28 protein-coding genes are annotated in these 25,761 nt (G+C 66.8%); 12 read left to right on the top strand and 16 right to left on the bottom strand.

Annotated elements, in window-relative coordinates:
* Window positions 1-2: 2 nt before the first annotated feature.
* On the bottom strand, window positions 3-551 hold the full coding sequence (locus OCK02_RS09900; protein WP_263812909.1) for a GNAT family N-acetyltransferase: 549 nt from the start codon (window positions 549-551) through the stop codon (window positions 3-5).
* A 163-nt stretch (window positions 552-714) separates the two neighbouring features.
* On the opposite strand from OCK02_RS09900, the gene OCK02_RS09895 reads away from it, so the two are divergent.
* The 3 genes from OCK02_RS09895 (at window position 715) to guaA (ending at window position 3,468) form a co-directional block, all read left to right on the top strand.
* Complete coding sequence (locus OCK02_RS09895; protein WP_263812908.1) at window positions 715-1,164, top strand: PaaI family thioesterase; 450 nt, start codon at window positions 715-717, stop codon at window positions 1,162-1,164.
* 11 nt (window positions 1,165-1,175) lie between these two features.
* A complete protein-coding gene (locus tag OCK02_RS09890; protein ID WP_263813035.1) occupies window positions 1,176-1,814 on the top strand; it encodes a 5'-methylthioadenosine/S-adenosylhomocysteine nucleosidase in 639 nt (212 codons plus the stop codon).
* A 76-nt stretch (window positions 1,815-1,890) separates the two neighbouring features.
* The gene (guaA, locus tag OCK02_RS09885; RefSeq protein ID WP_263812907.1) at window positions 1,891-3,468 is read left to right on the top strand and encodes a glutamine-hydrolyzing GMP synthase; all 1,578 of its coding nucleotides are present in this window, start codon (window positions 1,891-1,893) and stop codon (window positions 3,466-3,468) included.
* Between the two features lie 79 nt (window positions 3,469-3,547).
* Here guaA and OCK02_RS09880 read toward each other — a convergent pair whose 3' ends face one another.
* On the bottom strand, window positions 3,548-4,441 hold the full coding sequence (locus OCK02_RS09880; protein WP_263812905.1) for a LysR family transcriptional regulator: 894 nt from the start codon (window positions 4,439-4,441) through the stop codon (window positions 3,548-3,550).
* Window positions 4,442-4,595: 154 nt separating this feature from the next.
* Between OCK02_RS09880 and OCK02_RS09875 the strand changes: the two genes are divergently transcribed.
* Complete coding sequence (locus tag OCK02_RS09875; RefSeq protein WP_263812904.1) at window positions 4,596-5,249, top strand: isochorismatase family protein; 654 nt, start codon at window positions 4,596-4,598, stop codon at window positions 5,247-5,249.
* Window positions 5,250-5,360: 111 nt separating this feature from the next.
* Here the strand turns inward: OCK02_RS09875 and OCK02_RS09870 are convergent, their stop codons facing one another.
* On the bottom strand, window positions 5,361-5,921 hold the full coding sequence (locus OCK02_RS09870; RefSeq protein ID WP_263812903.1) for a methylated-DNA--[protein]-cysteine S-methyltransferase: 561 nt from the start codon (window positions 5,919-5,921) through the stop codon (window positions 5,361-5,363).
* Between the two features lie 158 nt (window positions 5,922-6,079).
* On the opposite strand from OCK02_RS09870, the gene OCK02_RS09865 reads away from it, so the two are divergent.
* Together OCK02_RS09865 and OCK02_RS09860 are read left to right on the top strand one after the other, a co-directional pair.
* A complete protein-coding gene (locus OCK02_RS09865; RefSeq protein WP_263812902.1) occupies window positions 6,080-7,138 on the top strand; it encodes a succinylglutamate desuccinylase/aspartoacylase family protein in 1,059 nt (352 codons plus the stop codon).
* Window positions 7,139-7,330: 192 nt separating this feature from the next.
* On the top strand, window positions 7,331-8,794 hold the full coding sequence (locus OCK02_RS09860) for a phospholipase D-like domain-containing protein (RefSeq protein ID WP_263812901.1): 1,464 nt from the start codon (window positions 7,331-7,333) through the stop codon (window positions 8,792-8,794).
* A 68-nt stretch (window positions 8,795-8,862) separates the two neighbouring features.
* Here the strand turns inward: OCK02_RS09860 and OCK02_RS09855 are convergent, their stop codons facing one another.
* The 3 genes from OCK02_RS09855 to OCK02_RS09845 all read right to left on the bottom strand — a co-directional run bounded on the left by OCK02_RS09855 (window position 8,863) and on the right by OCK02_RS09845 (window position 10,977).
* Window positions 8,863-9,717: an endonuclease/exonuclease/phosphatase family protein gene (locus OCK02_RS09855; protein ID WP_230808969.1), complete on the bottom strand. Its 855-nt coding sequence runs from the start codon at window positions 9,715-9,717 to the stop codon at window positions 8,863-8,865.
* A gap of 88 nt (window positions 9,718-9,805) precedes the next feature.
* Window positions 9,806-10,120 (bottom strand): hypothetical protein, encoded by a 315-nt coding sequence (locus OCK02_RS09850; RefSeq protein WP_263812900.1) that lies wholly within the window; start codon window positions 10,118-10,120, stop codon window positions 9,806-9,808.
* Window positions 10,117-10,977, bottom strand: a complete 861-nt coding sequence (locus OCK02_RS09845) for a hypothetical protein (protein ID WP_263812899.1) — start codon at window positions 10,975-10,977, stop codon at window positions 10,117-10,119. The genes OCK02_RS09850 and OCK02_RS09845 overlap by 4 nt, the downstream gene beginning before the upstream one ends.
* A gap of 343 nt (window positions 10,978-11,320) precedes the next feature.
* Between OCK02_RS09845 and OCK02_RS09840 the strand changes: the two genes are divergently transcribed.
* Both OCK02_RS09840 and OCK02_RS09835 read left to right on the top strand, forming a co-directional pair.
* A complete protein-coding gene (locus tag OCK02_RS09840; RefSeq protein WP_263812898.1) occupies window positions 11,321-12,490 on the top strand; it encodes an amino acid aminotransferase in 1,170 nt (389 codons plus the stop codon).
* 56 nt (window positions 12,491-12,546) lie between these two features.
* The gene (locus OCK02_RS09835) at window positions 12,547-12,897 is read left to right on the top strand and encodes an ArsC family reductase (protein ID WP_263812897.1); all 351 of its coding nucleotides are present in this window, start codon (window positions 12,547-12,549) and stop codon (window positions 12,895-12,897) included.
* A 75-nt stretch (window positions 12,898-12,972) separates the two neighbouring features.
* Here OCK02_RS09835 and OCK02_RS09830 read toward each other — a convergent pair whose 3' ends face one another.
* The 6 genes from OCK02_RS09830 to pcaD all read right to left on the bottom strand — a co-directional run bounded on the left by OCK02_RS09830 (window position 12,973) and on the right by pcaD (window position 18,208).
* Entirely contained in the window at window positions 12,973-14,286 is a 1,314-nt protein-coding gene (locus OCK02_RS09830; protein WP_263812896.1) for a calcium-binding protein, read from the bottom strand.
* Between the two features lie 134 nt (window positions 14,287-14,420).
* Window positions 14,421-15,479 (bottom strand): 3-carboxy-cis,cis-muconate cycloisomerase, encoded by a 1,059-nt coding sequence (locus OCK02_RS09825; protein WP_263812895.1) that lies wholly within the window; start codon window positions 15,477-15,479, stop codon window positions 14,421-14,423.
* A gap of 133 nt (window positions 15,480-15,612) precedes the next feature.
* Window positions 15,613-16,227, bottom strand: coding sequence for a protocatechuate 3,4-dioxygenase subunit alpha (gene pcaG, locus OCK02_RS09820; protein WP_263812894.1), 615 nt, complete (start codon window positions 16,225-16,227; stop codon window positions 15,613-15,615).
* A 1-nt stretch (window position 16,228) separates the two neighbouring features.
* Window positions 16,229-16,978 (bottom strand): protocatechuate 3,4-dioxygenase subunit beta, encoded by a 750-nt coding sequence (pcaH, locus tag OCK02_RS09815; RefSeq protein ID WP_263812893.1) that lies wholly within the window; start codon window positions 16,976-16,978, stop codon window positions 16,229-16,231.
* Complete coding sequence (gene pcaC, locus OCK02_RS09810; RefSeq protein ID WP_263812892.1) at window positions 16,975-17,403, bottom strand: 4-carboxymuconolactone decarboxylase; 429 nt, start codon at window positions 17,401-17,403, stop codon at window positions 16,975-16,977. Before pcaC ends, pcaH begins: the two co-directional genes overlap by 4 nt.
* 4 nt (window positions 17,404-17,407) lie before the next feature.
* Window positions 17,408-18,208, bottom strand: coding sequence for a 3-oxoadipate enol-lactonase (gene pcaD / locus OCK02_RS09805; RefSeq protein ID WP_263812891.1), 801 nt, complete (start codon window positions 18,206-18,208; stop codon window positions 17,408-17,410).
* Between the two features lie 106 nt (window positions 18,209-18,314).
* Here pcaD and pcaQ point away from each other — a divergent pair, with 106 nt between their 5' ends.
* The gene (gene pcaQ / locus OCK02_RS09800; protein ID WP_263812890.1) at window positions 18,315-19,301 is read left to right on the top strand and encodes a pca operon transcription factor PcaQ; all 987 of its coding nucleotides are present in this window, start codon (window positions 18,315-18,317) and stop codon (window positions 19,299-19,301) included.
* On the opposite strand, the gene OCK02_RS09795 is transcribed toward pcaQ, so the two are convergent.
* On the bottom strand, window positions 19,286-19,960 hold the full coding sequence (locus OCK02_RS09795) for a sulfite oxidase-like oxidoreductase (protein WP_263812889.1): 675 nt from the start codon (window positions 19,958-19,960) through the stop codon (window positions 19,286-19,288). The genes pcaQ and OCK02_RS09795 overlap by 16 nt on opposite strands.
* 60 nt (window positions 19,961-20,020) lie before the next feature.
* A complete protein-coding gene (locus tag OCK02_RS09790; protein ID WP_263812888.1) occupies window positions 20,021-20,776 on the bottom strand; it encodes an IclR family transcriptional regulator in 756 nt (251 codons plus the stop codon).
* A gap of 155 nt (window positions 20,777-20,931) precedes the next feature.
* Between OCK02_RS09790 and OCK02_RS09785 the strand changes: the two genes are divergently transcribed.
* From OCK02_RS09785 to pcaF, 3 genes are read left to right on the top strand one after another with little or no spacing between them, the layout of a single operon-like run.
* On the top strand, window positions 20,932-21,639 hold the full coding sequence (locus tag OCK02_RS09785) for a 3-oxoacid CoA-transferase subunit A (protein WP_263812887.1): 708 nt from the start codon (window positions 20,932-20,934) through the stop codon (window positions 21,637-21,639).
* Window positions 21,636-22,325: a CoA transferase subunit B gene (locus OCK02_RS09780; RefSeq protein ID WP_263812886.1), complete on the top strand. Its 690-nt coding sequence runs from the start codon at window positions 21,636-21,638 to the stop codon at window positions 22,323-22,325. Before OCK02_RS09785 ends, OCK02_RS09780 begins: the two co-directional genes overlap by 4 nt.
* Window positions 22,326-22,335: 10 nt before the next feature.
* Window positions 22,336-23,541 carry a 3-oxoadipyl-CoA thiolase gene (gene pcaF, locus OCK02_RS09775; RefSeq protein WP_263812885.1) on the top strand — a complete coding sequence of 402 codons (1,206 nt, stop codon included), beginning with the start codon at window positions 22,336-22,338 and terminating at the stop codon, window positions 23,539-23,541.
* A 61-nt stretch (window positions 23,542-23,602) separates the two neighbouring features.
* Here the strand turns inward: pcaF and OCK02_RS09770 are convergent, their stop codons facing one another.
* Both OCK02_RS09770 and OCK02_RS09765 read right to left on the bottom strand, forming a co-directional pair.
* The gene (locus OCK02_RS09770) at window positions 23,603-24,514 is read right to left on the bottom strand and encodes a ribokinase (RefSeq protein WP_263812884.1); all 912 of its coding nucleotides are present in this window, start codon (window positions 24,512-24,514) and stop codon (window positions 23,603-23,605) included.
* A gap of 48 nt (window positions 24,515-24,562) precedes the next feature.
* Entirely contained in the window at window positions 24,563-25,708 is a 1,146-nt protein-coding gene (locus OCK02_RS09765; RefSeq protein WP_412178798.1) for a DNA recombination protein RmuC, read from the bottom strand.
* Between the last annotated feature and the right edge of the window lie 53 nt (window positions 25,709-25,761).

Raw genomic sequence — 25,761 nt, 5'->3', positions numbered from 1 at the left:
GTTCACACGGCGCCGGCGTCGCGGGCGATCAGCAGGTGCAGGTCGCGCCAGGCATAGGCCACCTGCTCGTAGCGATGCCCGCCGATGCCGACAAAGCCGGTCTCGACTGGTGCGGCCCCAAGGCGCTCGTAGAAGGCGCGGTTCGGATTGGTGGACAGCACCCAGGCCAGAAGCGTTGCCGTTCCGCCTTCGACCATCCAGCGGGCAACCGCGCGCACCAACGCCTCGCCGATGCCGAGCCCCTGATAGGCAGGGAGGACGTAGAGCGCATAGATCTCGCCCACCGGCGTCGGCGTGGCGTAGCGCGCCGGTCCGAAATTGGCGAAGCCGACGAGTTCGCCCGTCCGGCGATCGATCGCGACGAAATGGCCGACGCCCAGCGAATTGCGCCGCTCCATGTGGCGGAGCGCCTGCTCGGCCGGCGACATGCGGTCGAGAAAGCCGTCATCGAGAAGCCCCCGGAAGGTGGCCCTCCAGGTTTCGACGAGCACCCGGCCGATGGCGAAGACGTCGGCTGTCCGGCCCTTTCTGATCTCGATACCAGCATCCATGGAAAATATGTAGTGCGGCGCCCCGCTCCTGCAATGCTCGCGCGGCCGGCCAAACGGGCCTGCGCCCGTGCGCGTCCCGCGCAATTGATGCCTTGCAGCATGGCCGCGCGCATGCGAGGGTTCCGGCCCTGTCGCAATGCACCATGCGAACCGAACGAGAGACATGACCGACCTTCCGCCTGCGGATTTCCGCGAACGCATCACCTCCAGCTTCCAGCGGCAGGCGGCCATGCGGCTGATCGGCGCCCGACTGACGCGGACCGAGCACGGCACGGTGGAGATCGAGCTGCCTTTCGACGAGAAGCTGACGCAGCAGCACGGCTTCCTGCATGCGGGCGTCATCTCGGCGGCACTCGACACGGCCTGCACCTATGCCGCCTACACGATCATCGAGCCGGCGGCCTCGCTGCTGACGATCGAGTTCAAGGTCAACCTAATGTCGCCCGGGCGGGGCGAGTGGTTCCTCTTTCGCGGCGAGGTGACGAAGCCGGGCTCCAACATCATCGTCGCCGACGGCCGCGCCTATTCGGTCGGCGACGGCCCAGCAAAGCTGATCGCCTCGATGACGGGCACGATGATGGTGATGCGCGGCCGCGAGGACGTCGCCGGATGAGCCAGGAACCGATGCCCTATACGCTCAAGGCGGTGGGCGGGAAGCGACTGCTCTACGTGATGGCGGTGGATGCCGAGTATGGCGAGCACCTGCGCGCCCGGATCTCGCCGCTGATGACCGGCATCGGCCCGGTAGAGGCGGCGGTGCAGGTGACGCGGGCACTGGCCCGCCTGGAGGCCCGCGACCGCCTGCCGGACCTCGTCGTCTCGCTCGGCTCGGCCGGATCGGCGTGCCTGGAGCAGACGGGCGTCTACCAGGCGTCCTCCGTCTCCTACCGCGACATGGACGCCTCGCCGCTGGGCTTCGAGAAGGGCGCCACACCGCTGCTCGACCTGCCCGTCGTCGTGCCGATGACGCTGAAGGTTCCGGGAATCGCGACGGCGCGCCTTTCGACCGGGGCGAACATTGTTTCCGGCGCCGCCTATGACGGCATCGATGCCGACATGGTGGAGATGGAGACCTTTGCCGTGCTGCGCGCCTGCCAGGCCTTCGGTGTTCCGTTGATCGGCCTGCGCGGCATTTCCGACGGCAAGGCGGAACTGACGCATGTCTCCGACTGGACGGAATATCTGCATGTCATCGACCGGAAGCTGGCCGATGCGGTGGCACAGCTGGAACAGGCCGTGAGCGACGGCGCGCTCGCCCTCTGAGACCAACCTGCACTGATATTGACCGATTGCGCCGGACCCCGTTGCGCCCTGCGGCAAATTTCATTAAAGGCTCGCCATGACCCAGACAGCTCATCCCGACAGCATTCTCATCATCGATTTCGGTAGCCAGGTGACGCAGCTGATCGCGCGGCGCATCCGCGAATCCGGCGTCTACTGCGAAATCCATCCCTTCCAGAGCGCGGCTGCTGCCTTCGACAAGATGCAGCCGAAGGGCGTGATCTTCTCCGGCGGGCCGGCCTCGGTCACGACCGAAGGCAGCCCCCGCGCCCCGCAGGCGGTGTTCGATGCGGGCGTGCCGATCCTCGGCATCTGCTACGGCCAGCAGACGCTGGCGACGCAGCTCGGCGGCGTCGTCGAGGGCGGCCATGCGGCCGAGTTCGGCCGCGCCGACGTGGAGATCAGGAAGGCGAGCCCGCTGTTCGACGGTTTCTGGACCGTCGGCGAACGCTATCCCGTCTGGATGAGCCATGGCGACCGCGTCACGCAGCTTCCCGAAGGCTTCGAGGTCGTCGCCACCTCCGAGAACGCGCCCTGTGCGATCGCCGTGCACGAGGGTCGCCGCTACTACACGACGATGTTCCACCCGGAAGTGATGCACACGCCGGACGGCGCCAAGCTGCTCGCCAATTTCGTGCACAAGATCGTCGGGCTGAAGTCCGACTGGACGATGGCGGCCTACCGCGCCGAGATGATCCGCAAGATCAAGGAACAGGTGGGCAGCGAACGCGTGATCTGCGGCCTGTCCGGCGGCGTCGACAGCTCCGTCGCAGCCGTGCTGATCCATGAGGCGATCGGCGACCAGCTGACCTGCATCTACGTCGACCACGGCCTGATGCGGATGGGCGAGAGCGAACAGGTCGTCGGCATGTTCCGCGACCACTACAATATCCCGCTCGTGCACGTGGACGCCTCCGACCTGTTCCTCACCGAGCTTGCCGGTGTCAGCGACCCGGAAGTGAAGCGCAAGACGATCGGCCGCCTGTTCATCGAGGTGTTCGAGGCCGAGGCCGGCAAGATCGCAGCCGACGGCAAGGGTGCGCCGAAGTTCCTGGCGCAGGGCACGCTCTATCCCGACGTCATCGAGAGCGTCTCCTTCTCCGGCGGCCCGTCCGTGACGATCAAGAGCCACCACAATGTCGGCGGCCTGCCCGAGCGGATGAACATGAAGCTCGTCGAGCCCTTGCGCGAACTGTTCAAGGACGAAGTGCGCGCGCTCGGCCGCGAACTCGGCCTGCCGGAGAGCTTCATCGGCCGCCATCCCTTCCCGGGTCCGGGCCTCGCCATCCGCTGCCCCGGCGCCGTCACCCGCGAGAAGCTCGACATCCTGCGCAAGGCGGATGCGATCTATCTCGAGGAAATCCGCAAGGCGGGCCTCTACGACACGATCTGGCAGGCCTTTGCGGTTCTGCTCCCGGTCCAGACGGTCGGCGTCATGGGCGACTACCGCACCTACGACTTCGTCTGCGCGCTGCGCGCGGTGACCTCGGTCGACGGCATGACGGCGGATTTCTATCCCTACGATATGGCCTTCCTCGGCCGCACCGCCACCCGCATCATCAACGAAGTCCGCGGCATCAACCGCGTCGTCTACGACGTGACCAGCAAACCGCCCGGCACCATTGAGTGGGAATGAGGGGGAGCCGGCGGCGATCGGCGTCTCCGCCGTTGCGTTTTCGCTGAGAACCCTGAAACCGGCAAACGCCCTTCCGACTTCAGCGGGTGGCACGTGCAAGGTCAGAAGGCGGTTCGCAAAACTCGACCAGCAGCTCCGTGAGCACCCGCACCTTCCGTGCAGGATGCTGCCCCGGCGGGCGGACGACATAGACGCCTGCCAGAGGCGGCGGATGGCGCGTCATGACAGGCACAAGCGCGCCGGAGGCCCGATGTTCACGGGTGAGCCAATCGGGAAGATAGGCGATGCCGAGGCCTGCCACCGCGGCGGCGACGAGAGCCGTGCCGTTGTCGGCCTTGAAGCGCCCCCGTGGATGAACCGTGACGACCTTGTCGCCATCGGTCAGCTGCCAGGATTCCGTTCCCTGCATGAGCGCCTGATGGGCGGCGAGTTCCTCCGGCGTCTCGGGTGAACCGTGCGCTTCGATATAAAGCGGGCTTGCGACGAGCCTTCCGTAGATCGGCCCGACGCGTCTTGCGATCAGGTTCGAGTCCTGGAGGTGGCCGAGCCGGATCGCACAATCGAAACCCTCCGTGACGAGGTCGACGAAACGGTCGCTGTAGTCGGCATGGATGTGGAGCTGCGGGTGGCGTCGCGCCATTTCCGCGAGCATGGGCGCGAAGTGCGTCAGCCCGAAGGAAAGCGGCACGGCCACGCGCAGGCGGCCACGAAGCTCGCCGGCGGGCAGGATCGTTTCCCGGGCCACATCGATCTCGGCGAAGGCCCTGGCCGCGTGGTCGCGGAACAGGATCCCCGCCTCCGTCAGAGCGGCGCCGCGGGTGGTTCGTGCCAGAAGCTGGACGCCGAGTTCCGCTTCAAGCCGGGCGAGCCTCCGGCTGACGATCGACTTGGAGACGCCGAGCCGGCGCGCAGCAGGTGACACGCCCCCGGCATCGGCAACCTCCACGAATGTCCGCAGCTCTTCGATATCCAAATCAGCGTTCCTCGTTTTGCGACACAGCGTAGCACCCAAGACCGGTACCGCATCTTTGGCGGGAATGACAATGTCTGCCCCGGCAGCGTCGCAGTCGGCGCATGTCTCCCCGCACGACCAACCTCACCCGAAACGGTAGCATAGGGATTTGATAATGACTTTTCGTAACGGTCTCGCCTCGCTTCTTCGCCCCGAAGACTCGGTCCTGGTCCTGATCGACCACCAGCCTTTCCAGCTCACGAACCTGAACAGCCACGACCCGCATATGGCGGTCAACAATGCGGCGGCTCTGGCGAAGGCTGCCAAGGCCTTTGACGTACCGACCATCCTGACCAGCGTGATCGCCGACCGGGGCGGCCTCATCTTCCCGCAGATCACCGATGTCTTCCCGGGCCAGGAAGTTATCGACCGGACCTTCATCAACACCTGGGAAGACCGGAAGGTCGTCGATGTCGTCAAGGCGACGGGCCGCAAGCAGCTGATCATCGCAGGCCTCTATACGGAGATCTGCGTCGCGATGCCGGCGATCCAGGCTGCCGGCGAAGGCTGGGACGTGACGGTGATCACGGATGCCTGCGGCGGCGTGTCGGTCGAAGCCCATCAGGTGGCGATCCAACGCATGATCGCAGCCGGCTGCAACATGATGACGTGGCTGGCGCTGGCATCCGAATGGCAGCGCGACCATGCGCGGACCAAGACCGGCGCTGCATTCGTCGAGATCCTCAAGGAGCACATGGCCGGCAGCGGCATCGCGTTCCTGTGGGAGCAGCAACTGCTCAACACGCCGGTGCCGACCAGCGAAGGCTGATCCGGGCTGGGATGACGAGACCCTGTCGAGTTTCGTCATCCCCTTTCCAGATGCGAGCCCGTTGAGTGCGGAGCCGGATGGCAATTCTTCCGGTCAGCGACCTTTGCGCCGTCAGAACCCGAAGGACTGCTGGGCAGGCGGCGGCGGAGCGAAGGAGATGCCTTCCAGGGCCAGCATCCGCATCTTGGACGTCGCGCCGCCGGGGGCTGAAAAGCCGCCGACCTTGCCGCCGGCCGCGAGCACCCGGTGACAGGGGATGATCAGGGCGACCGGGTTCTTCGCCATGGCCTGGCCGACATCGCGCGCCGCCTCCGGGCCTGCGCCGAGTTCGCGGGCGAGCGCGCCATAGGTGGTGGTCCGGCCCCAGGGAACCTTGCGCGCGGCGGCGTAGACCGCCTTGAAGAAATCGTCCTGTCCGGAAAGGTCGAGGGGCACGGTGGAAAAGTCCGCCGGCTCGCCGGCAAAATAGCGTTTGACGGCCTGCACCGCTGCGGCCACAAACTGCGGCGGCTCGCCGGGCACAGCGCCGGTTGCGCGCCGCAACAGCAGGCGACGGGTGGTTTCGGCATCCTCGCCGGGAAGCTGGAAGCGCGTGACACCCGCAGCGTTCCAGGCGATCCCGCAGGGGCCGCCCGCGGTCTCGAAGATCAGATAGCTGCACGAACCTGCCATGGCGCAGTCTCCCGTTGCCTTTCCGGCACCCTCAGAATCGGGTTTCCCGGGACGAATTTCAACCCGTTTTCCGCCGGCCCTGCCGCAATTGCGGGGTTGCACCGATCGCGCGCAATCCGCATAAACCGCCGTCAGTGGAGAAACGGCGAGGACACGAGATGGAGCAATCGGAGATCACCATTGCCGGGGATACGCCCGGCGTCGAATGGCGGCTGCCCGTGCTGCGCTTTCGCGGCGATACGGAGACGGCACCCCGGGTCTACCTGCAGGCGGCGCTGCATGCGAACGAGTTGCCGGGAACGGCCGTGCTGCATTTCCTCTGCGACAGATTGCGGACGGCAGAGGCCGAGGGGGCGCTCGCCGGCGACGTGACGATCGTTCCGCAGGCCAATCCGATCGGCGCTGCGCAGGCCCATTTCGGCGAGATGCAGGGCCGGTTCGATCTTGCCTCGCGCACGAACTTCAACCGCGACTTTCCGCTGGTCACGCTGGCAGAGCGGAACGATCTGCTGGCCGGCCTCGACCGGGAAACGGCCGTGAAGCGGTTGAAGCGGACGCTGCTGCACATGGCGCTCGGCGCCGAGCTGGTGCTGGACCTGCATTGCGACGACGAATCCGTCCAGTATGCCTATATCGACGAGGCATTCTGGCCGGAAGCCGCCGATCTCGCCGCCGCCCTGTCGATGCAGGCGGTGTTCCTCTCGGACGGCGAGAGCACCGCCTTCGAGGAGGCAGTCGGCCATGCCTTCAAGCGCCAGGACGGCAGCCAGTCGGCCAAGGTGCCGGGCAGGCTTGCCGTCACCGTCGAATTGCGCGGGCGGCGCGACGTCCATGCGGAGACAGCCAGGGCGGATGCGGGCGGTCTGTTCCGCTTTCTGGCGGCCCGCGGCGTGGTTCGCGGTGCCGAGGCGCAGGTGCCGGAATTCACCGGCCCCGCGGTTCCGCTCGACAACATCGACATGGTGCGGGCGCTGGAGCCGGGGACGGTGCTGTTTCACAAGGATATCGGCGACATGGTGGAAGCCGGCGAATTGCTGGCGACGATCATCACCCGGCCGGGGTTTGCCGACGGCGCCTACCAGATGCGCACCGAACGGGCCGGGCTGATTGCCACCCGCACCTCGGACCGGTTCGTCCGCCGCGGCGACGATCTGATGAAGATCGTCTGCGAGAACCGGATCCGGACCGACCGCGCGCCCGGCACGCTGGAGGATTGACCGGGTCCGGCATCCCGCCCGGCAGGGCGGGATGCAGCCCGCGCCGGCGCCGGCGGCCGGTGCTCCCTCCAGCACAAGTAAAGCCTTGAATCTGCGTGCAATCCGTCCGAATACCCATACCGTTTTGCGGGATATGCGCTAAGGTGAACGGAATTCCCGTTCAACGATCAAGGGGTGCTCGACGGAAGCGGCATGCTGCAGACCTTTTCCGACTACTGGCCACATGTGCTTGTCGTGCTTTCGATCGTGCTCGGCACGCCGGCTGCCATCCATGCTGCAATGACCAAGGAGGAGGTGCGGGCGGCGATCGGCTGGGTCGGCGTCATCCTGCTGTCGCCGGTCATCGGGGCGGTGCTCTACTACGTCTTCGGCATCAACCGCATCCGCCGCAAGACGCTGACGCTGCGGCGCGCCGGCACGATCGCCAGGAAGGGGCGGCACCATCCCGAGCATCACGACGTCTCCGACGAGTTCGTGCATAGCCGCTACGGCGGCGCGCTTTCGGCGATGAAGCACCTGGGCGACACCGTCTCGCGGTTCTCGATGACGTCCGGCAACGCGATCGTGATGCTGGAAACCGGCGATGCCGCCTATGCCGCCATGCTGGAGGCGATCCACGGGGCCCGGCGCAGCATCCTGCTCGAAACCTACATCTTCGATCGCGACGGCATGGGGCTGCGCCTTGCGGAGGCGCTTTCGGCCGCGGTTGCGCGTGGCGTCGAGGTGCATGTGCTCATCGACGCGGTCGGGGCGCGCTATTCGACGCCGAGCATCATGCAGACGCTGCGCCAGGGCGGCGTTTCCGCGCGCGTCTTCAACGGCAACATCGTCATGGGCCTGCGGCTGCCCTATGCCAACCTGCGCACGCACCGCAAGATCCTGGTGGTCGACGGCAGCATCGCCTTTACCGGCGGAATGAACATCCGCGCCGCCTTCACGAGCGAGTTTTCCGACGGGAACGTCGCGCGGGACACGCATTTTCGCGTGACGGGGCCGGTCGTCGGCGACCTCTTTCACGTCGCCTACGAGGACTGGCGCTTCTCGGGCGGGGGCGTGCTCGACGGGGAGGCCTGGCAACTGGAGACACCGGCTGCCGCACCGAACACAGCACTCCTGGCGCGCGTCGTCGCCTCGGGACCGGACCGGAGCCTGGAGGCCAACCAGCGCATGCTGATGGGGGCGATCTCGATCGCCAAGAACCATATCCGCATCATGTCGCCCTATTTCCTGCCCGAGCGCGACCTGATCAGCGCGCTTGCGACCGCGGCGCGGCGCGGCGTGCATATCGACATCGTCGTGCCCGGCGCCAACAACCTCAAGCTCGTCGATCTCGCCATGACCGCGCAGTTCGACCAGTTGCTGAAGTCGGGCTGCCGGATCTGGCGGGCGGGCGGAACGTTCAACCACTCCAAGCTCACAGTCGTCGACGGCGTCTGGTCCTATGTCGGCTCGTCGAACCTCGACCCGCGGTCGCTGCGGCTGAACTTCGAGATCGACATCGAGGTGTTCGACACCTTTTTCGCCGCGCAGCTCGAGGAAAAGATCGGCCGCGTGCTGAAGACGGCAGAGCCGGTGGAACTGCAGGCGCTTCGGGCCCGCCCATTCTCGCGCAGGCTGATCGAGCGGATCACCTGGCTCGGATCGCCCTATCTATAGAAGGGCTGGCGGCGGTGTTCGCGCAGCGCGCCTTGCGCGGGAGCGGATCTGAAAGATCGCGACGTGCTTTAGGACGAGACAGCCTTGGTCCTTGCCGGATCGTATTGGCGATAGGAACGCTCCCAGATCGCCTGCAGGTCGATATGCGCCTTGATCGGCAGGTGGTCGGAGGCCACGCGGGCAAGCGGGCTGTCGTGCACCTCGACCGCGGCGACGAGATCGTGGGGATGGCCGAGGACCCGGTCGAGCGCCAGCACGGGGAAGCGGGAGGGAAAGCTCGGCACGGCGCCGGCGACCGGATCGAACACGGGCGAGAGCGGCGAGAGCGAGGACTTGCGGCCGACCCGCCATTCGTTCAGGTCGCCGATCAGCACCGTCGGCATCTCCTCCTCCTGGGCCACCGAGGCCAGCACCGCCTTGGCCTGCAACTCCCGCGACCGCTTGAGAAGGCCGAAATGGGCGGCGACGACGCGCAGCTTGCCGGTGGGAAACTCGAAATTGACGACGAGCGCGCCGCGCGGCTCGACGCCCGGCAGCTTCAGCTGGCGGACGTTCTGCACGGTGCCCTTGCGGATCATCAGCATGTTGCCGTGCCAGCCGTGGCTGCCGGACGACAGCGTCGCGATCGGCACCGGCACGAGACCGCAGTCGCGCTCCAGCGAGACGAGGTCGAGCAGGCCCGACCGGTCGCCGAAGCGCTTGTCGGCCTCCTGGATCGCGATCACGTCGGCATCGATCTCGGAAATGACTTCCGCCACGCGATCGGGATCGAACTTGCGGTCGACGCCGACACACTTGTGGACATTGTAGGAGGCGATGACGGTATCGCCGCCGTCGCGGTTGGCAGAGAACGGCCGGTGCCCGCGCCGGTTGCGGATCGCCGTCAAGGCGGCGGCACTTACCTTCTCGTTCAGCTTTCTCAAAGACCCTTCCCTCGCACGGCTGTGCGCGCCGAATGTAAGCGACACGCTCCGGCCCTGCAACCGTTTCACGGAAGGGTTGGTTCCAATTCTAGCCTTGAAGGAGGCCGAGCACCCTCGTCACGACGGACAGGATCTCGGCCGCGCTGACGAAACTGTTCTTCAGCGCCTCCCTCTCTTTTCGAATGACCTCGAGGCGATTTGCCGAACTGGATATTCCACCTGTGATTTCAGCATAGGTGGTGGCCGGCTTGCGATGCTTCAAAGCATCGTATTCCGCTTTCAGCTTTGTCAGCACGGCTGTGATGCGGGCTCGCTCCTGCTTGCCGGAAGCGCCGTCATAGACAAGAATCAGCTTCATGATCGCATCCCGAACGGCTTCTGCCGCCTCGCCGTTGGTCGTCACAGGCTTGCCTCCTTCGTGCGGATCGCCGCAAGACTATCGACGAGGTCCAGAAAGCTGTCGATCTGGGTCGTGGCCGTCGCGAGATCGATCTGGCCCCTTGCGAGCTGACGGTGCGTTTCCGCGAGCGTTCCTATCGCAAGCACACGCCTGTTCGCGGTCCGCTCGCGCACCAGATATTCCCGCTTGGCCCGGTCGGAAGCCATGAACTGCTGGTAGGCACCGGCACGCTGGGGCTGGACCTGGCGCATGCTGCACCGCGCGGCCCCTTCCCATTCCCGCAGCCGCCGGCTCAACAGCTCCCGGTCGTTCTCGTCGTCCTTGAGAAGGATGAAAATCGCGTCGAAGAGCCACGGATCCGTATCCGCGATGATCGCGCGGATACGCTGCATACGCTGCTGTTCGGACAGGAAGACCACGCCCTTGACTCCGGCCCTGATCACGGGGGCCGCCACGGCACTTGCGGGAGAGGCAGCGGCGATGAGGCTCGACGCGCTTTCCGTGAGCTTGCCGGCCGCCGCCTCGAGTTCGGCCACTGCAGCGGGATCGGTCGCCCTGGAAAGGGCTGTCGCATAGCGCGTCAGCGCTGCGACGAACGCCTTCTGCTCCGTAAGGCGCGATACCGGCGCGGCAGTGCGGGGGGAGGCGACGACATAGGGCTGGCCTTGAAGATAGCGGCAGGCATTGGCCTCCGCGGCATAGGCGACGGCCAGGTCCTGCTCCAGCCTGCCCGTTTCGCCGATGACCGCGACGGCACTCTCCGTCGCGGTTCCGAAGGCTGCGACGTCCTTTGTGTTCGGCCCGGTGCCGCAGCCCGCTGCCAGAAGCAGCAAAGAGATCATGCCTGACCGATAGCGCATCCTGCCCCCTTCCCCATCGATCCACGAAGAACCTGCCCCGCGGCGTCCCGATCGAGCCTGACGGCATGAGAAAGCGCTCTCACGACGCGTGAGCCCCGCGGGCAGCCGATCGGATTTTCCCCTTCGACGCGGATGAAAGCACACTATTCCTGGTCACACAATATGATTGCATCTGTAGTTACTAAATAAACTTTACATTGTAATCCGAAGGCTTGTGGCGCCTTGCTCGCCGACCGAATGCGACGTTTCCCGCAGTGCCCGGGCCGACAGTCGGCGCCGGGGCTCGAAATCGCCCACGAATTCCCCTAAACCAGCGTCGACAACGATCCAGGAGGAGGCCGCCATGTTCGACAAGCTCACCCGACAGCCCGACGATCCCCTGCTCGCCCTGATCGGCCTCTACCGTGCGGACGCGCGGACCGGCAAGGTCGACCTCGGCGTCGGCGTCTACCGTGACGAACAGGGCGCGACGCCGATCTTCCGGGCGGTGAAGGCGGCGGAGCGGCGGCTTCTGGAGAACCAGGCGACCAAGTCCTATGTCGGCCCCGAGGGCGACCCCGTCTTCGTCGAACGCCTGTGGGAACTGGCTGCCGGCGCTGCCGGGCGGGAACGCCCGACCGCCGGCGTCCAGACGCCGGGCGGTTCCGGTGCCGTCAGGCTCGCCGCCGACCTGCTGGTCCACATGGGCGTCAAGCGGATCTGGCTCGGCGTTCCGACCTGGCCGAACCACCCTGCCATCTTCAAGGCGGCTGGGCTTGCGATCGCAACGCACCCCTACTTCGACGTCCCTTCGCAGGCGATCCTGTTCGAGCAGATGACGGACGCGCTCGCCGGCGCCGAAGCCGGCGATGCGGTGCTCCTTCATGCGAGCTGCCACAATCCGAGCGGCGGGGTTCTGTCCGCCGAGCAGTGGACGGCGATCTCGGCCCTGATTGCCGAGCGTGGCCTGATCCCGCTGGTCGACAGCGCCTATCAGGGGTTCGGCAAGGGGCTGGACGCGGATTCGGCGGGGCTGCGAACGTTGCTCGCCGCCGTGCCGGAAGCGCTCGTCGCCGTCTCCTGCTCCAAGAATTTCGGGCTCTACCGCGAACGCACGGGCGCGGTCTATGCGGTGGCGTCCTCGACGGATGCGGCGCAAACCGCCCGCACCAATTTCGCCAGCATCGCCCGCGCCAACTACTCGATGCCGCCGGACCACGGTGCGGCGATCGTCGCCGAGATCCTCGGCGACGAGGCGCTGAAGGCAGACTGGATGGCCGAACTGGAGACGATGCGCCGCCGGGTCGCCTCGATCCGCACGACGCTGGCCGCCGGCCTGTCGCGTCGCTGGCAGGTGCTGACGGCGATGGCAGAACAGGAAGGCATGTTCTCGCTGCTGCCCTTCGAGGAGGCCGACGTGCTGCGGCTTCGCCACGACCACGGGATCTACATGCCCGGCTCGGCCCGCATCAACATCGCCGGGTTGAAAAGTGCGGAGGTCGATGCCGTGGTCGAGAAGTTCCTGAGCCTCTGAGCAGCACCGACGCGCCGGCAGGCCGGTCGAAACCCGCAATCGAAAGGACGAACGTCATGGCTGTGACGATCTACGGCATCAAGAACTGCGACACGATGAAGAAGGCACGGACCTGGCTGGACGGCCGCAGCATCTCCTACCGTTTCCACGACTACAAGGCCGAGGGCATCGACAAGGGCTCGCTCGATCGCTGGATCGGTGCGCTCGGCTGGGAGACGGTGCTGAACCGCGCGGGCGCCACGTTCCGCGCCCTGCCCGAGGCCGACAAGACCGGCCTCGACGCGGAGAAGGCCGCAGCCCTGATGCTCGCCCAGCCCTCGATGATCAAGCGGCCGATCCTCGACATCGACGGACGGCTGCTGGCCGGCTTCAAGCCGGATATCTACGAGGCCGCGTTCGCGGCATGAGGCAGCCGCGGCCCGGACCGTGGAACGAGGCGCCGTGGCCGCGAGCAGCCAGGCACAATCAGGCCGGCGGCTGCGTCAGATGATGAAGAAGTCGTCGGCGGTGATCTTCAGTTCGTCGGCGACGATCGCAAAGAGCTTGCGCTGGCCGGCGGCGCTGCCGTTGCAGTCGTAGTAGAGGTTGCCGGTGTCCTTCTCGTAGATGATGCGATCGGACTTGTCCTTGGCGGTGCCGCTGTCGTTTGCCACGAACTGGGCGGCCGAGAGCGTGCCGGTGCCGGACAGCTTGGTGAAGATCGCGTTTTCCAGCATGATCGTATCGGCGGCGACGTTGATGTCCTCGATCTCGTCGATATTGTCCTTGGCGCTGAGCCTGGTGTTGAAGACGAACGAGTCCCGGCCGGCGTCGCCCCGGAGCTGGTCGTTGCCGAGGCCGCCCGCGATCGTGTCGTCGCCGCTGTCGCCGCGCAGCCAGTTGTCGCCCGCGTCACCGGTCAGCTTGTCGGCATAGCCCGTCCCGCGCACGCCCTCGATGCTTTTCAGCGTATCCGTCTTGCCGAAGCCATCGATGGCGGTGCCGGCCTTGAGGTCGACGGTGACGCCCCTGGCGCCGCCGCCGTTGCTCTGGTCGCGGTGATAGCTGACCGTATCGAAGCCGCCGCGGCCGTCAATCGCGTCGCGGCCGCCGACCCCCTGGAAGTCCTCATCCCTCGCCGAGCCTTTCAGGATGTCCCGGAACTGGGTGCCGCGGAAGGTCTCGAAATTCTGGAACGTCTCGTTGTTGCCGTAGGGATCCCTCACCGTGCCGTCGGCCGCGTCGAGGACGACGCCGCCAAAAGCATTCGGATTGTGGCGGGCATCCTGGAAACTGAGATTGTCCCAGCCCTTGCCGCCATCGTAGCTGTCCCTGCCCTCGCCGCCGATGACGAAATCGTCGCCGCCCTTGGCGTTGATCGTGTCATGGCCGCCAAAGCCCTCCAGATCGTCGTTGCCGGAAGATCCGTCGAGCGTGTCGCTGCGGTTCAGGATCCAGGCCTGCAGGTTCCAGGGGTCGAAGACGTCGGCCGCGTTCTCCAGGGCCTCGAGCGAGAGCTTCAGGCCGGTGAGCTTGGCGACGGGGGTCACGCCGTCGGATTGCAGCAGTTCCAGCCGGCTGACAGTCCCGGCGGTCGCGGCACCATCCTTGTCGAAGGCGAAGCCGGAGCCGACGAGGCGAAGCTTCAGGCCGTTGTCCAACTGAAGGCTGTATACGGTCGAGGAGCGGCTAATGACCGAGGCTTCGGTGAAATCGACGAGGTCGCCGAACATCGGATTATAGTCGAAGCCCGCGATTGCGGGGCTGTAGCTCTGGGGATACTTGCTGCCGGGAAAATACACCGTATAGGTTGCCATCGGCCATCCTCCAATAATAAGGGAAGCCTAATATACGGGTGCCGGCCGGTGCTGTCGATGAAGGCAGCCTACCTCTAACGGGCGAGGTTCGCAGGAGAGGGCTGCAAGACCGGCCGGGCTAGCGACCGCCGCCTCTAACGAACGCTGCCCAGGTCCTCGATCGACCGCAGGACGGCGCCTGCGAGCCGCGTGGCGCTGCCGGCGGCGACCGCCATCTGCGGCAGGAGCATCCATTCCAGCGTCCAGGCGCTGCCGGAGCGTTCCTGTTCATGCACCAGCGACTGATGCAGGCCGGCAAGGGCCGTGGCGTTAAAGCGGGCCAGCGTCACCAGCGCTTCGGCCGAAACGGGGTTGTGCTTGTGCGCCATGGCCGACGAGGCGCCGCCGCCGGACAGGACGATCTCACTGCCATCCTGAGCCATCAGCGCGATGTCCTGCCCGAGCTTGCCGAGGCTGCCGGTGATCAGGGACAGAAGGCCGCCGAACGTGGCGATCCGGTCGCGCTGGCTGTGCCACTGCGGCACGTCGGCAAGGCCGAGCGCGTCGGCAAGCAGCGTGCGAAGCGCCGGCCCGCGGTCGTCGAACCTGTCGAGCGTGCCGGCGGCGCCGCCGAACTGGACCGGAAACCGCTGCTCGATCGCAAGGCCGAGCTCTTCAATGTGGCGTTCGAGCGGCTGTTTCCAGGCGGCGATGCGATCGGCCACGGCGATCTCGATTGCCGCCTGCATGCGGGTGCGTCCCATCAGCACCCGGCCGCCGTGGCGGGCGTCGAGCTCGTTCAATTCATCGACGATGGCGCCGAGACGATGGCTGAGGATGACGGCGACGCGGGTCAGGCGCAGCATCAGGGCGCTGTCGATCACATCCTGGCTGGTGGCGCCGAAATGAACGTGGGCGGCCGCCTCTCCGCCGACGGCCTGGCGCAACTGGCGAACGAATTCCGGGACGACGACGCCGTCGCGGGCGGTGGCCTGACGCAGGACCGCGACGTCCGGCGAAAACTGGCGGGCCGCTTCGGCGATCGCTTCGGCCGCCGACACCGGAATGATGCCTTCGGCGGCCGCAGCGCGGGCCAGCGCCACTTCGAAGGCGAGCATGGCCTCGAGCTCGGCGGCTGCGGAAAAGAGCTCCGCCATCTCCTCGTCGCCCAGGAGACCGGAAAGATAGGGGTGGTCGAACGGAGATACGGTCATCGCTGTCACCCTGGCAAAGTCGTTTCAGCCGTCGGCATGCGTCCCCACCGACCGGGGATGCTGGCGACAAAGATGGCGCATACCGGCGGCCGATCAAGGCCGGCCGCGCCGCAGCGGGTTCCGCGTCGTCGGGCTAGATGTCGAAGAACACCGTTTCGCTCTCGCCCTGAAGGTGGATGTCGAAGCGGCAGCTGGAACCGTCCACGGCCGCGATCAGGGTCTGGACGCGCAGGCGATGCTCTATGCGCATCAGCACCGGATCCTCGGCATTGGCCGCCGCCTCGTCGCCGAAATACATGCGCGTGTTGAGGCCGAGATTGATGCCGCGGGCGACGATCCAGAAATTGACGTGCGGCGCCATCGTCCGACCGTCCTTGAACGGGACGCGGCCGGGCTTGATGGTCTCGAAACGGAATGCGCCGGTGGCGCCGTCACAGGCGCAGCGGCCCCAGCCGGTGAAGTTCGGATCGGCCATGCCGCGCAATTCGGACGGGCTGTTGTAGAGGCCCTCGGCATCGGCCTGCCAGATCTCGACCAGCGCGTCCCTCAGCGGTGTCCCCGTTCCGTCCAGCACACGGCCGGTGACGGTGATGCGCCGGCCGAGCGTCCGGTCGTTGACCATCGCCGCGCCGAGATCGCCCGGATAGACCCCGTCGATGCCGCTATGGTTCGGGGTCAGGCCGATATGGACATAGGGGCCCGCGGTCTGCGAGGGCGTTTCCTTCAGATAGCAGAGCGCCTGTGCCATCTCAGTTGCCCTCCAGCCGGTTCTCGAACAGCGTGGAACGACGGCCGCGCAGCACGATGTCGAACCTGTAGGCGCGCGCATCCATCGGGATCGTATTGGCCCAGTCGAGCGGCGCGATCAATTGCTCGACCGCGGCGCGATCGGGGATGGTCATCACGATCGGACATTTCCAGATCATCGGATCGCCTTCGAAATACATCTGCGTGATCAGCCGCTGGGCGAAGCCGTGGCCGAACACGGAGAAGTGGATGTGGGCGGGGCGCCAGTCGTTGACGCCGTTCGGCCAGGGATAGGGGCCCGGCTTGATCGTCCGGAAGGCATAGGCGCCGTCGTCGTCGGTGATCGCGCGCCCGCAACCGCCGAAATTGGGATCGAGCGGGGCCAGGTAGCTCTCCTTCTTGTGGCGATAGCGCCCGCCGGCGTTGGCCTGCCAGAACTCGAGCAGCGCGCCCGGCACCGGCCGTCCCCGCTCGTCGAGGACCCGGCCATGGACGATGATGCGCTCGCCGATGGCGCTCTCGCCAGGCTTTGCGAAATTGTGGATCAGATCGTTGTCGAGTTCGCCGAGCAGGGAATGGCCGAAGACCGGGCCGGTAATTTCCGAGAGGGTTCCGTCGAGCGACAGCAGCGCCTTCTGCGGCGAGCGCAGCACGGAGGTCTTGTATCCCGGCGTCAATGCCGGCGGATGCCGGTTGCGGTCGCGCGGAAAAAAGGCGCCCGTCTCGGGCTTGCGGTTCGGACTGCCGGTCATCGCTTGCCTCCGGCCTGGCTTTCGGCCGCGCTCCCGGCGTCCATTTCCTGAAACACCTGCTTGGCGATCCTGATCGCATGGTTGGCGGCCGGCACGCCGGCATAGATCGCCACATGCAGGAGCGCTTCGCAGACGTCCTCGCGCGTCGCGCCGGTGTTGGCCGTCGCCCGCACGTGCATGGCCACCTCGTCGTCCTGTCCGAGCGCTGCGAGCAGCGCGATCGTCACCATGGAGCGCTCGCGCAGCGTCCAGCCCGGGCGCGACCAGATCGTTCCCCAGGCGGCCTCCGTGATCAGGTCCTGGAACGGCCGATCGAAGGCAGTGGCCGCGGCCTGCGCGCGGTCGACGTGAGCCTCGCCCAGCACCTTGCGGCGGGTGGCCATGCCCTGGCGGTAGCGGTCCGAGCCGAGTTGCGCGTCTGCCATGCCGTTATTCTCCGTTCGTGAGCGGTTCGATGAAGGCGCGCAGGATCGCCGCCAGCGCCTCGGGCTGCTCGACGCAGGGGATGTGCCCCGCGTCGGGAATGACTTCGTAGCGCGCGCCGGGAATGAGCTTTGCGGTCGCAAGCACCAGGTCGGGCGGCGTCGAGCCGTCCTGGTCGCCGACCACCAGCAGCGTCGGCACGGCAATCCGTTTCGCCACGGCGGTGAAATCGGCGTCGCGGATCGCGGCGCAGGTCGCGGCGTAGCCGACCGCCGGCTGGCGGACCAGCATGTTCCAGTAGCCGTGATAGGCGGTGTTTTCCGGGCGGCGGAACGCCGGCGTGAACCAGCGCTCCATGATGGTGTCGGCGATGCTCTCGATGCCGTCGCGCTCGACGGCGGCAATGCGGGCGTCCCACGCCTCGGCAGTTCCGATCCTGTGGGCGGTGTCGCACAGGACAAGCGCCCGCACCAGATCCGGCCGGGCGGCATAGAGGCCCTGCGCGATCAGGCCGCCGACGGAAAGGCCGACGATGACGGCCTGCTTGACCGCATAGACTTCGAGCAGGCCGGCAAGATCGCTGACATGGTCGTCGATCGAATAGGGCGCCTGGCCGACATCGGAGAGGCCGTGGCCGCGCTTGTCGTAGAGGATCATCGGGAAATCGCCGGCAAGGCGGACGATGACGTCGCGCCAGATGCGGTAGTCCGTCCCGAACGAATTGGCGAAGACCAGCACCGGCCGGCCTTCCGGACCGCCGATGACCTGGTGATGGAGCGTGATGTCGTTGACGCGCGCGAACTGCAAGGCTGTCTCCTCCCGACGTCGCAGAATGGTCTCTTGATATGGTTAGGTAAAATGATATTTCATGGCAACCTGATAACCATATGGTTATTCATGATCGAGGCGCGCCATGATCGACAGTCGCATCAAGTTCCGCCATCTCCAGACCTTTGTCGAGGTGGCCCGCCAGAAGAGCGTAATGAAGGCCGCGGGCGTGCTCCATGTCAGCCAGCCCGCCGTCACCAAGACAATCCGCGAACTGGAGCAGGTGCTGGGCATTGCCGTGTTCGAGCGCGACGGCCGCGGCATCAAAATCACGCGCCATGGCGACGTCTTCCTCCGCCACGCCGGCGCGGCGCTGACGGCGCTCCGCCAGGGCTTCGATTCGGTGTCGCAGGCGCTCCACGGCGATGCGCCGCCGATCCGCATCGGCGCGCTGCCGACCGTCTCCAGCCGGATCATGCCGCGTGCGGTCTCCCTGTTCTTGGCCGAGGACACCGGCGTGCGCGTCAAGATCGTCACCGGCGAGAATGCGGTGCTTCTGGAACAGTTGCGCATCGGCGACCTCGACCTGGTGGTCGGGCGACTGGCGGCGCCCGAGCGGATGACGGGGTTCTCCTTCGAGCACCTCTATTCCGAGCAGGTGGTCTTCTGCGTCCGCGCCGGCCACCCCCTATCCGCCCCCCGCCGATCCGTCTTCGCCGGCCTCGCCGGCTTTCCCGTGCTGATGCCGACGCAGGGTTCCGTCATCCGCCCCTTCGTCGATCGGCTCTTGATCGCAAACGGCGTCGCAAAACTGCCGAACCAGATCGAGACCGTCTCGGACGCGTTCGGGCGCGCCTTCGTCCGGTCGAGCGATGCGGTCTGGATCATCTCTTCGGGCGTGGTGGCGAACGACATCGAGAGCGGGCAACTGGTCGCGCTCGCCGTCGATACCAGCGAGACGAAGGGGCCGGTGGGGCTGACGATGCGCACCGATGCCGTGCCCTCGCTGCCGCAATCGATCCTGATGCAGACGATCCGCGAGGCGGCTCTGGCGGTGGGGCGGAAGGGACCCGCCACCCGGACAAGCCTACGCGCGCGGCCGGCGCAGGCAGGCGGTCAGTCGCCCGCGTAGCGCTCCTCGCCCCAGGGATCACCGCGCATGTGGTAGCCGTTGCGCTCCCAGAAGCCGGCGCGGTCGGCGGTGAGGAACTCGATGCGGTTCACCCATTTGGCGCTCTTCCAGAAATAGAGATGCGGCACGACGACGCGAACGGGGCCGCCATGTTCGACCGTCAGCGGCTCGCCCTCCCAGTGGGTGGCAAGCAAGGCGTCCTCGACGGCGAAATCGGCGAGCGGCAGGTTCGTGGTGTAGCCATCATAGCTCGACAGCATCACATGGGTGGCGGATGGCTTCGGCATGGCCAGGTCGAGCAGGTCGCGGGTGGCCACGCCCTGCCAACGATTGTCGTAGCGCGACCAGGTGGTCACGCAATGGATGTCGGAAAGCCTGTCGGACTGCGGCAGCGCCTGGAAAGCGCGCCAATCGAGCGACACCGGTCTTTCCGTTTCGCCGACGATGTCGAGCCGCCAGCTTTCCGGCCGGATCACCGGCTGCTGGCCGAGATCGAGCACCGGCCAGTTCCTGACCAGATGCTGTCCCGGCGGCAGGCGATCGGGCAAGCGACCGGACTGGGGCCGCGCAATGCGGCCGGTGAGAAATTTGCCCTGCTCGGCCCAGCCGCGCTTGGTCCGCGTCAGCTTGCTTTCGGGCGTCTCGTGGCCGTCGTCCATCGTCTCTCTCCTTGCCGCAACGCAGCAAGCACCGCCCTTTGACGACTGTCAAGAACAGGCCTACTGCAACAGCGAGCGGAGCGCGACCTGGACCTCGCGCATGGCAGGCGGGAAGCGCGACGTCATTTCCTCGACCGGCACGGTTACCGCCGGCACGCCGATATTGAGCGCCGCCACCACGCGACCACGGGCATCTTCCAGCGGCACGGCGATGGAGCGAAGGCCAAGTTCGAGTTCCTGGTCGATGACAGCGAAGCCCTGCGCGCGAACGCGCGACAGTTCCGCCATCAGTTCATCGGGATCGGTCCTGGTGTATTCGGTGTTCGCCTTGCGGTCGCTGGCCGTGATCCGGCCCAGCGCTTCCGCCTCGGGCAGGCTTGCAAGCAGCACGCGCCCCATCGAGGCGCAATAGGCAGGGAGACGGGAGCCGGGGCCGAGGGTGATCGACATGACCCGCTTCTGTGCCGCGCGGGCGACATAGACGATATCGGTGCCGTCGAGGACGGAGACCGAGGCGCTCTGTCCCACCGCCTCCGAAAGCCGGTCGAGGTGGGGCTGGACCAGCCGCGGCAGGGGGGTCGCCGACAGATAGGCATGTCCGAGCCTGAGGATGCGCGGCGTCAGCTCGAAGAACTTGCCGTCGAAATGCGCGTAGCCGAGCTCGGAAAGCGTGAGGAGGCAACGGCGCGCGGTCGCCCGGTCCAGCCCAGTCTGCCGGGCGACCTCGGATATCGTCAGGCGCGGTTGCGCCTCGCCGAATGCCTCGATGACCTTCAGTCCCTTGGCGAAACCGCCGACAAAGTCCGTTTCCCGCATATGGCCCTCTTCCGTCTGGCATCCTGTTTTGTGCGGTAATTGAACAAAAGTCAAATATCGCACAAAATGATTGCCGGTCTTCTTGCCGGGCTCTACTTCTGGCGCACGGGAAGCGCCGAGGCAGGTCCGGGCGGCGCAGCAGGCGGGAGAACCAGATGGACAAGACAATCGCAAGCTTGGCGGAAGCCGTGACCGGGATCGGCGATGGCGCAACCGTGATGATCGGCGGCTTCGGCGGCTCCGGTGCGCCGATCGAGCTGATCCATGCGCTGATCGACAAGGGTTCGAAGGATCTCACGGTGATCAACAACAATGCCGGCAACGGCCGGATCGGCATCGCCGCGATGATCGACGCTGGCATGGTGAGGAAGATGATCTGCTCCTTTCCGCGCTCGTCCGACCCGCGCGCCTTTACGGACAGATACCTTGCCGGCGAGATCGAGCTGGAACTGGTGCCGCAGGGGACACTTGCCGAGCGCATCCGCGCCGGCGGGGCCGGCATTCCGGCCTTCTACACGCCGACGAGCTTCGGCACGGAGCTTGCGGAAGGAAAGCCGGTCGCCGAATTCGACGGCCGCAAATACGTACAGGAGCGCTGGCTGAAGGCCGATTTTGCCATCATCAAGGCTCACGTGGGGGACGTGCACGGCAACCTCACCTACAACATGGCCGCCCGCAACTTCAATCCGCTGATGGCCATGGCGGCGGCACGGACGATCGCGCAGGTCTCCCGGATCGTGCCCCTCGGCAGCATCGATCCCGAACACGTCGTCACTCCCGGCATCTTCGTCGACAGCATCGTCGAGGTAGCCAATCCGCAGCAGGAAGAAGACCTCATCCGGGCAGGAGTGGCCTACGCATGACCGTCGATACACGCGAAGACATCAAGCTTTCCAACGCCCAGATCGCCTGGCGTGCCGCCCAGGACATCGAGGACGGCGCCTATGTGAACCTCGGCATCGGCCTTCCCGAGATGGTGGCGCGCTACCAGCCGTCCGGACGGCAGGCGATTTTCCACACGGAGAACGGGATTCTCGACTTCGGCGAAGCGCCGCCGAAGGGCGAGGAGGACTGGGACCTGATCAATGCCGGCAAGAAGGCCGTGACGCTGAAGCCGGGGGCCGCCTTCTTCCACCACGCCGACAGCTTCGCGATGGTGCGCGGCGGGCATCTCGACGTCGCCATCCTCGGCGCCTACCAGGTCGCCCAGAATGGCGACCTTGCCAACTGGCGCGTGGGCAGCAAGGGCGTTCCGGCCGTCGGCGGGGCGATGGACCTCGTCCACGGCGCCAGACAGGTCTTCGTCATCACCGAGCACGTGACCAGGGACGGCGTCCCGAAACTGGTCGAGAGGTGCACCTTCCCGCTGACCGGTGTCGGCTGCATCACCCGCATCTATACGAGCCATGCCGTCATCGACGTCGCAAACGGCCGGTTCGTGCTGCGCGAGAAACTGCCGGGCATGTCCCTGGCCGAGCTGCGGGCCATGACAGGCGCAACGCTACATCTCGACGGTGCCGTGGCCGATCTGACCGTACCGGAGCTTTGAGGAGACAGGCATGACCGAAGCCTTCATCTGCGACTACATCCGCACGCCGATCGGCCGCTTCGGCGGCGCCCTTTCGTCGGTCCGCGCTGACGACCTCGGCGCGATCCCGCTCAGGGCGCTGATGGCGCGTAACGGATCGGTCGACTGGGACGCCGCCGACGACGTCATCGTCGGCTGCGCCAACCAGGCGGGCGAGGACAACCGCAACATCGCGCGCATGTCGTCGCTGCTTGCCGGCCTTCCCGTCGGCGTGCCCGGCACGACCATCAACCGGCTCTGCGGCTCGGGCATGGATGCGGTCATCACGGCTGCCCGCGCCATCCGGGCCGGCGAGGCGGATCTGATGATCGCCGGCGGTGTCGAAAGCATGAGCCGGGCGCCGTTCGTCATGCCCAAGGCGGAAACGGCCTTTTCCCGCAACACCGAGATCCATGACACGACAATCGGCTGGCGCTTCGTCAATCCGCTGATGAAGAAGCAGTACGGCGTCGATTCCATGCCCGAGACGGGGGAGAACGTCGCAGAGGATTTCCGGATTTCCCGTGAGGATCAGGACGCCTTTGCTGTCCGTTCGCAGGCCAAGGCGGCCGAAGCGCAGGCGAACGGGCGCCTGGCAAGGGAGATCACGCCCGTCACCATCCCGCAACGGAAGGGCGAGCCGGTCGTGGTCGATCGGGACGAGCATCCGCGCGCAACGACGATGGAGTCTCTCGCCAGGCTCGGCACCCCCTTCCGGGCCGAGGGCGGCACGGTTACGGCCGGCAACGCCTCCGGCGTCAACGACGGGGCCGCGGCGCTGGTGATCGCATCGGCAGCGGCGGCCCGCGACCACGGGCTGACGCCGATCGCCCGTATCCTCGGCGGCGCAAGTGCCGGCGTGCCGCCGCGCATCATGGGTATCGGCCCGGTACCGGCCTCGCAGAAGCTCATGGCCCGCCTCGGTCTGACGCAGGATCGGTTCGACGTGATCGAGCTCAACGAGGCCTTTGCCAGCCAGGGACTGGCGACGCTGCGGCAGTTGGGGATCGCCGACGACGACGCCCGCGTGAACCGCAATGGCGGGGCGATCGCGCTCGGCCATCCGCTCGGCATGTCGGGCGCGCGGATCGCCGGCACGGCCGCGCTGGAACTCAACGCGACCGGCGGCCGGCTGGCGCTCGCCACCATGTGCATCGGCGTCGGTCAGGGGATCGCGATCGCGCTGGAGCGGGTTTGAGCAGGGTCGCCCGATCACGGAGCCGCCTGATTTCGCGGCTCCGCTCGCCCAGGGCAGAGACCTAGTTTGCGCCCAGGCGGGCGTCGACCTCGGCCGCATAGGGGATCGCCGGCTGGGCGCCGCGCCTGGTGCAGGCCAGCGAGCCGGCAACGGCGGCACGGCGCAGGCAATCGGCGAAGGGAAGGCCGGCATCGAGCGCGGCGGCGAGATAGCCACTGAAGCTGTCGCCGGCGCCGACGGTGTCGATCGGCTCGATCTTCAGGCCCGGTGCGCGGAAGATGCTGCCCTTGCGGATGGCGATGACGCCGTCTGCGCCGAGCGTGACGATGATCGTCTGGCCCGTCCGCTCGTGGATGGCGCGCATCTCCGCCTCGCGCTGGGCGTCGGAGAAGCCGGACCTTCCGGCAAAAAGCTCGAATTCGCTCTCGTTGGTCACCACGATGTCCGCCTTGGCGCCGAGCCGCGCGCTATCGGCGGTGAAGGGTGCGAGATTGATCACCGAGGTCACGCGCCGCGCCCTGGCCGAATCCAGCGCCGCCTCCACCGCTTCCGGCGGAACTTCCATCTGCAGCATGAGAACGTCGCCGGCGGACATCTGCGACACCGCCGCCCGTGCATCGGCCGCGGTCACGTCGCCGTTAGCGCCGGGCACCACGACGATGACGTTCTCGCCGTCGTCGTCGGCGACGATGATGTGCGCCGTTCCGGTCGGCTCGTCGGCGACCTTGACGAAATCGAGGTTCACCGCCGCCTGGGTCAGAAGCACCAGCGATTCCGCGGCGAAGCTGTCGCCGCCGACCGCACCCGCCATGCGCACCATCGCGCCGGCGCGCCTGGCCGCGAGCGCCTGGTTCGCGCCCTTGCCGCCGGCAGCGGTCGTGAAGCTGTGCCCGGCCACGGTCTCGCCGGGCCTCGGCAGGCGTGCGGTCGTGGCGATGAGATCCATGTTGATGGATCCGAAGACGGTAATCATGGGCCAGCTGTCCTCCGGTATTGCTGGAGACGACACTGCCCGAGGCTGTCAGTCCTCGTCAACAACTCTCAGCTTCAATTGGCCGGTGCGGCTTTCGACCGCACGTTCGGCCGCAGGCGGCGACGGCACGGCTGCCTCTGCGGCCGTGCCCTGGGAGGCGAGAACCTCGAACTCCATCTCGCCGATACGGGTGCCGCGGCGGGCAAGTTTTTCCGTCGACGTCAGGATCTGGTCGACGTCCTTCTGCGCCGAGGTGAAATGGCCGTGCAACTTGCGGACGCGGTCGTCGAGCCGGCCGAGATCCTCCATCAGCCGCACCACCTCGCCCTGGATGACATGCGCCTGCTCGCGCATGCGCTGATCCTTCAGGAGCGCCTGCAGGACCTGGATCGATAGGAGAAGCAGCGAGGGCGAGACGATGACGATGCGGGCGCGGTGGGCGCGCTGGACGATCGCCTCGAAGCTCTCGTGGATGGCCGCGAAGATCGATTCGGACGGGACGAAAAGGAAGGCCGTGTCCTGCGTCTCGCCGGGCTGCAGATATTTTTCGGCGATGTCGCGGATATGCACCTCCATATCCCGGCGGAACTGCTGGGCGGCGGTCCTGGAGGCCTCCGGCGTGCCGGCGGCGCCCATGGCATTCCAGGCCTCCAGCGGAAACTTCGCGTCGATCACCAGCGGCGGCTGCCCGTTCGGCATGCGGATCACGCAGTCGGGACGCATGCCGTTTGCCAGTTGCGCCTGGAACTCGTAGGCGCCGATTGGCAGCCCGTCGGCGACGATCGCCTCCATCCGCGCCTGGCCGAAGGCGCCGCGGGTCTGCTTGTTGGCAAGGATCGCCTGCAGGCCGACGACGTCCTTGGCCAGCGACTGGATATTGGCCTGGGCGGTATCGATCACGGCCAGCCGCTCCTGCAGGCGGCGCAGGTTCTCATGGGTCGTGCGCGTCTGCTCGCTGATCGACTGGCCGAGGCGCTGGGTCAGGCCGTCCAGGCGCTGGTTGATCGACTGGTTCGTTTCCGCCTGCCGCGCGCCGAAGACTTCGGCCATGGCCGCGACGCGACCCTGCATCTCGTTCTGCGCGCGCAAGAGTTCGGCCAGTCGCATTTCCGCAGCAGCGGCGGCTTCGCGCTGGCGTCCGGCGGCGCGCCGCGCGGCGACCGTCCAGCCGAGGACGACGAGGGCCGCGAGGATGCAGGCGAGTTGCAGCGACGGTTCGCGCAAGAGCGCATCCACCAGCCGAATCA

Source organism: Rhizobium sp. TRM96647, from assembly GCF_025780115.1.
Lineage (GTDB): Bacteria > Pseudomonadota > Alphaproteobacteria > Rhizobiales > Rhizobiaceae > Mycoplana.
Note: the sequence above shows the minus strand (reverse complement) of the source record. Positions and strands in the feature narration are given on the sequence as shown.

Bases quoted from the DNA above. Each gene is read 5' to 3' on its own strand.
- OCK02_RS09900 (WP_263812909.1), bottom strand. From the start codon at position 551: ATGGATGCTGGTATCGAGATCAGAAAGGGCCGGACAGCCGACGTCTTC.
- OCK02_RS09895 (WP_263812908.1), top strand. From the start codon at position 715: ATGACCGACCTTCCGCCTGCGGATTTCCGCGAACGCATCACCTCCAGC.
- OCK02_RS09890 (WP_263813035.1), top strand. From the start codon at position 1,176: ATGCCCTATACGCTCAAGGCGGTGGGCGGGAAGCGACTGCTCTACGTG.
- guaA (WP_263812907.1), top strand. From the start codon at position 1,891: ATGACCCAGACAGCTCATCCCGACAGCATTCTCATCATCGATTTCGGT.
- OCK02_RS09875 (WP_263812904.1), top strand. From the start codon at position 4,596: ATGACTTTTCGTAACGGTCTCGCCTCGCTTCTTCGCCCCGAAGACTCG.
- OCK02_RS09870 (WP_263812903.1), bottom strand. From the start codon at position 5,921: ATGGCAGGTTCGTGCAGCTATCTGATCTTCGAGACCGCGGGCGGCCCC.
- OCK02_RS09865 (WP_263812902.1), top strand. From the start codon at position 6,080: ATGGAGCAATCGGAGATCACCATTGCCGGGGATACGCCCGGCGTCGAA.
- OCK02_RS09860 (WP_263812901.1), top strand. From the start codon at position 7,331: ATGCTGCAGACCTTTTCCGACTACTGGCCACATGTGCTTGTCGTGCTT.
- OCK02_RS09845 (WP_263812899.1), bottom strand. From the start codon at position 10,977: ATGCGCTATCGGTCAGGCATGATCTCTTTGCTGCTTCTGGCAGCGGGC.
- OCK02_RS09840 (WP_263812898.1), top strand. From the start codon at position 11,321: ATGTTCGACAAGCTCACCCGACAGCCCGACGATCCCCTGCTCGCCCTG.
- OCK02_RS09835 (WP_263812897.1), top strand. From the start codon at position 12,547: ATGGCTGTGACGATCTACGGCATCAAGAACTGCGACACGATGAAGAAG.
- OCK02_RS09830 (WP_263812896.1), bottom strand. From the start codon at position 14,286: ATGGCAACCTATACGGTGTATTTTCCCGGCAGCAAGTATCCCCAGAGC.
- OCK02_RS09825 (WP_263812895.1), bottom strand. From the start codon at position 15,479: ATGACCGTATCTCCGTTCGACCACCCCTATCTTTCCGGTCTCCTGGGC.
- pcaG (WP_263812894.1), bottom strand. From the start codon at position 16,227: ATGGCACAGGCGCTCTGCTATCTGAAGGAAACGCCCTCGCAGACCGCG.
- pcaH (WP_263812893.1), bottom strand. From the start codon at position 16,978: ATGACCGGCAGTCCGAACCGCAAGCCCGAGACGGGCGCCTTTTTTCCG.
- pcaC (WP_263812892.1), bottom strand. From the start codon at position 17,403: ATGGCAGACGCGCAACTCGGCTCGGACCGCTACCGCCAGGGCATGGCC.
- pcaQ (WP_263812890.1), top strand. From the start codon at position 18,315: ATGATCGACAGTCGCATCAAGTTCCGCCATCTCCAGACCTTTGTCGAG.
- OCK02_RS09795 (WP_263812889.1), bottom strand. From the start codon at position 19,960: ATGGACGACGGCCACGAGACGCCCGAAAGCAAGCTGACGCGGACCAAG.
- OCK02_RS09790 (WP_263812888.1), bottom strand. From the start codon at position 20,776: ATGCGGGAAACGGACTTTGTCGGCGGTTTCGCCAAGGGACTGAAGGTC.
- OCK02_RS09785 (WP_263812887.1), top strand. From the start codon at position 20,932: ATGGACAAGACAATCGCAAGCTTGGCGGAAGCCGTGACCGGGATCGGC.
- OCK02_RS09780 (WP_263812886.1), top strand. From the start codon at position 21,636: ATGACCGTCGATACACGCGAAGACATCAAGCTTTCCAACGCCCAGATC.
- pcaF (WP_263812885.1), top strand. From the start codon at position 22,336: ATGACCGAAGCCTTCATCTGCGACTACATCCGCACGCCGATCGGCCGC.
- OCK02_RS09770 (WP_263812884.1), bottom strand. From the start codon at position 24,514: ATGATTACCGTCTTCGGATCCATCAACATGGATCTCATCGCCACGACC.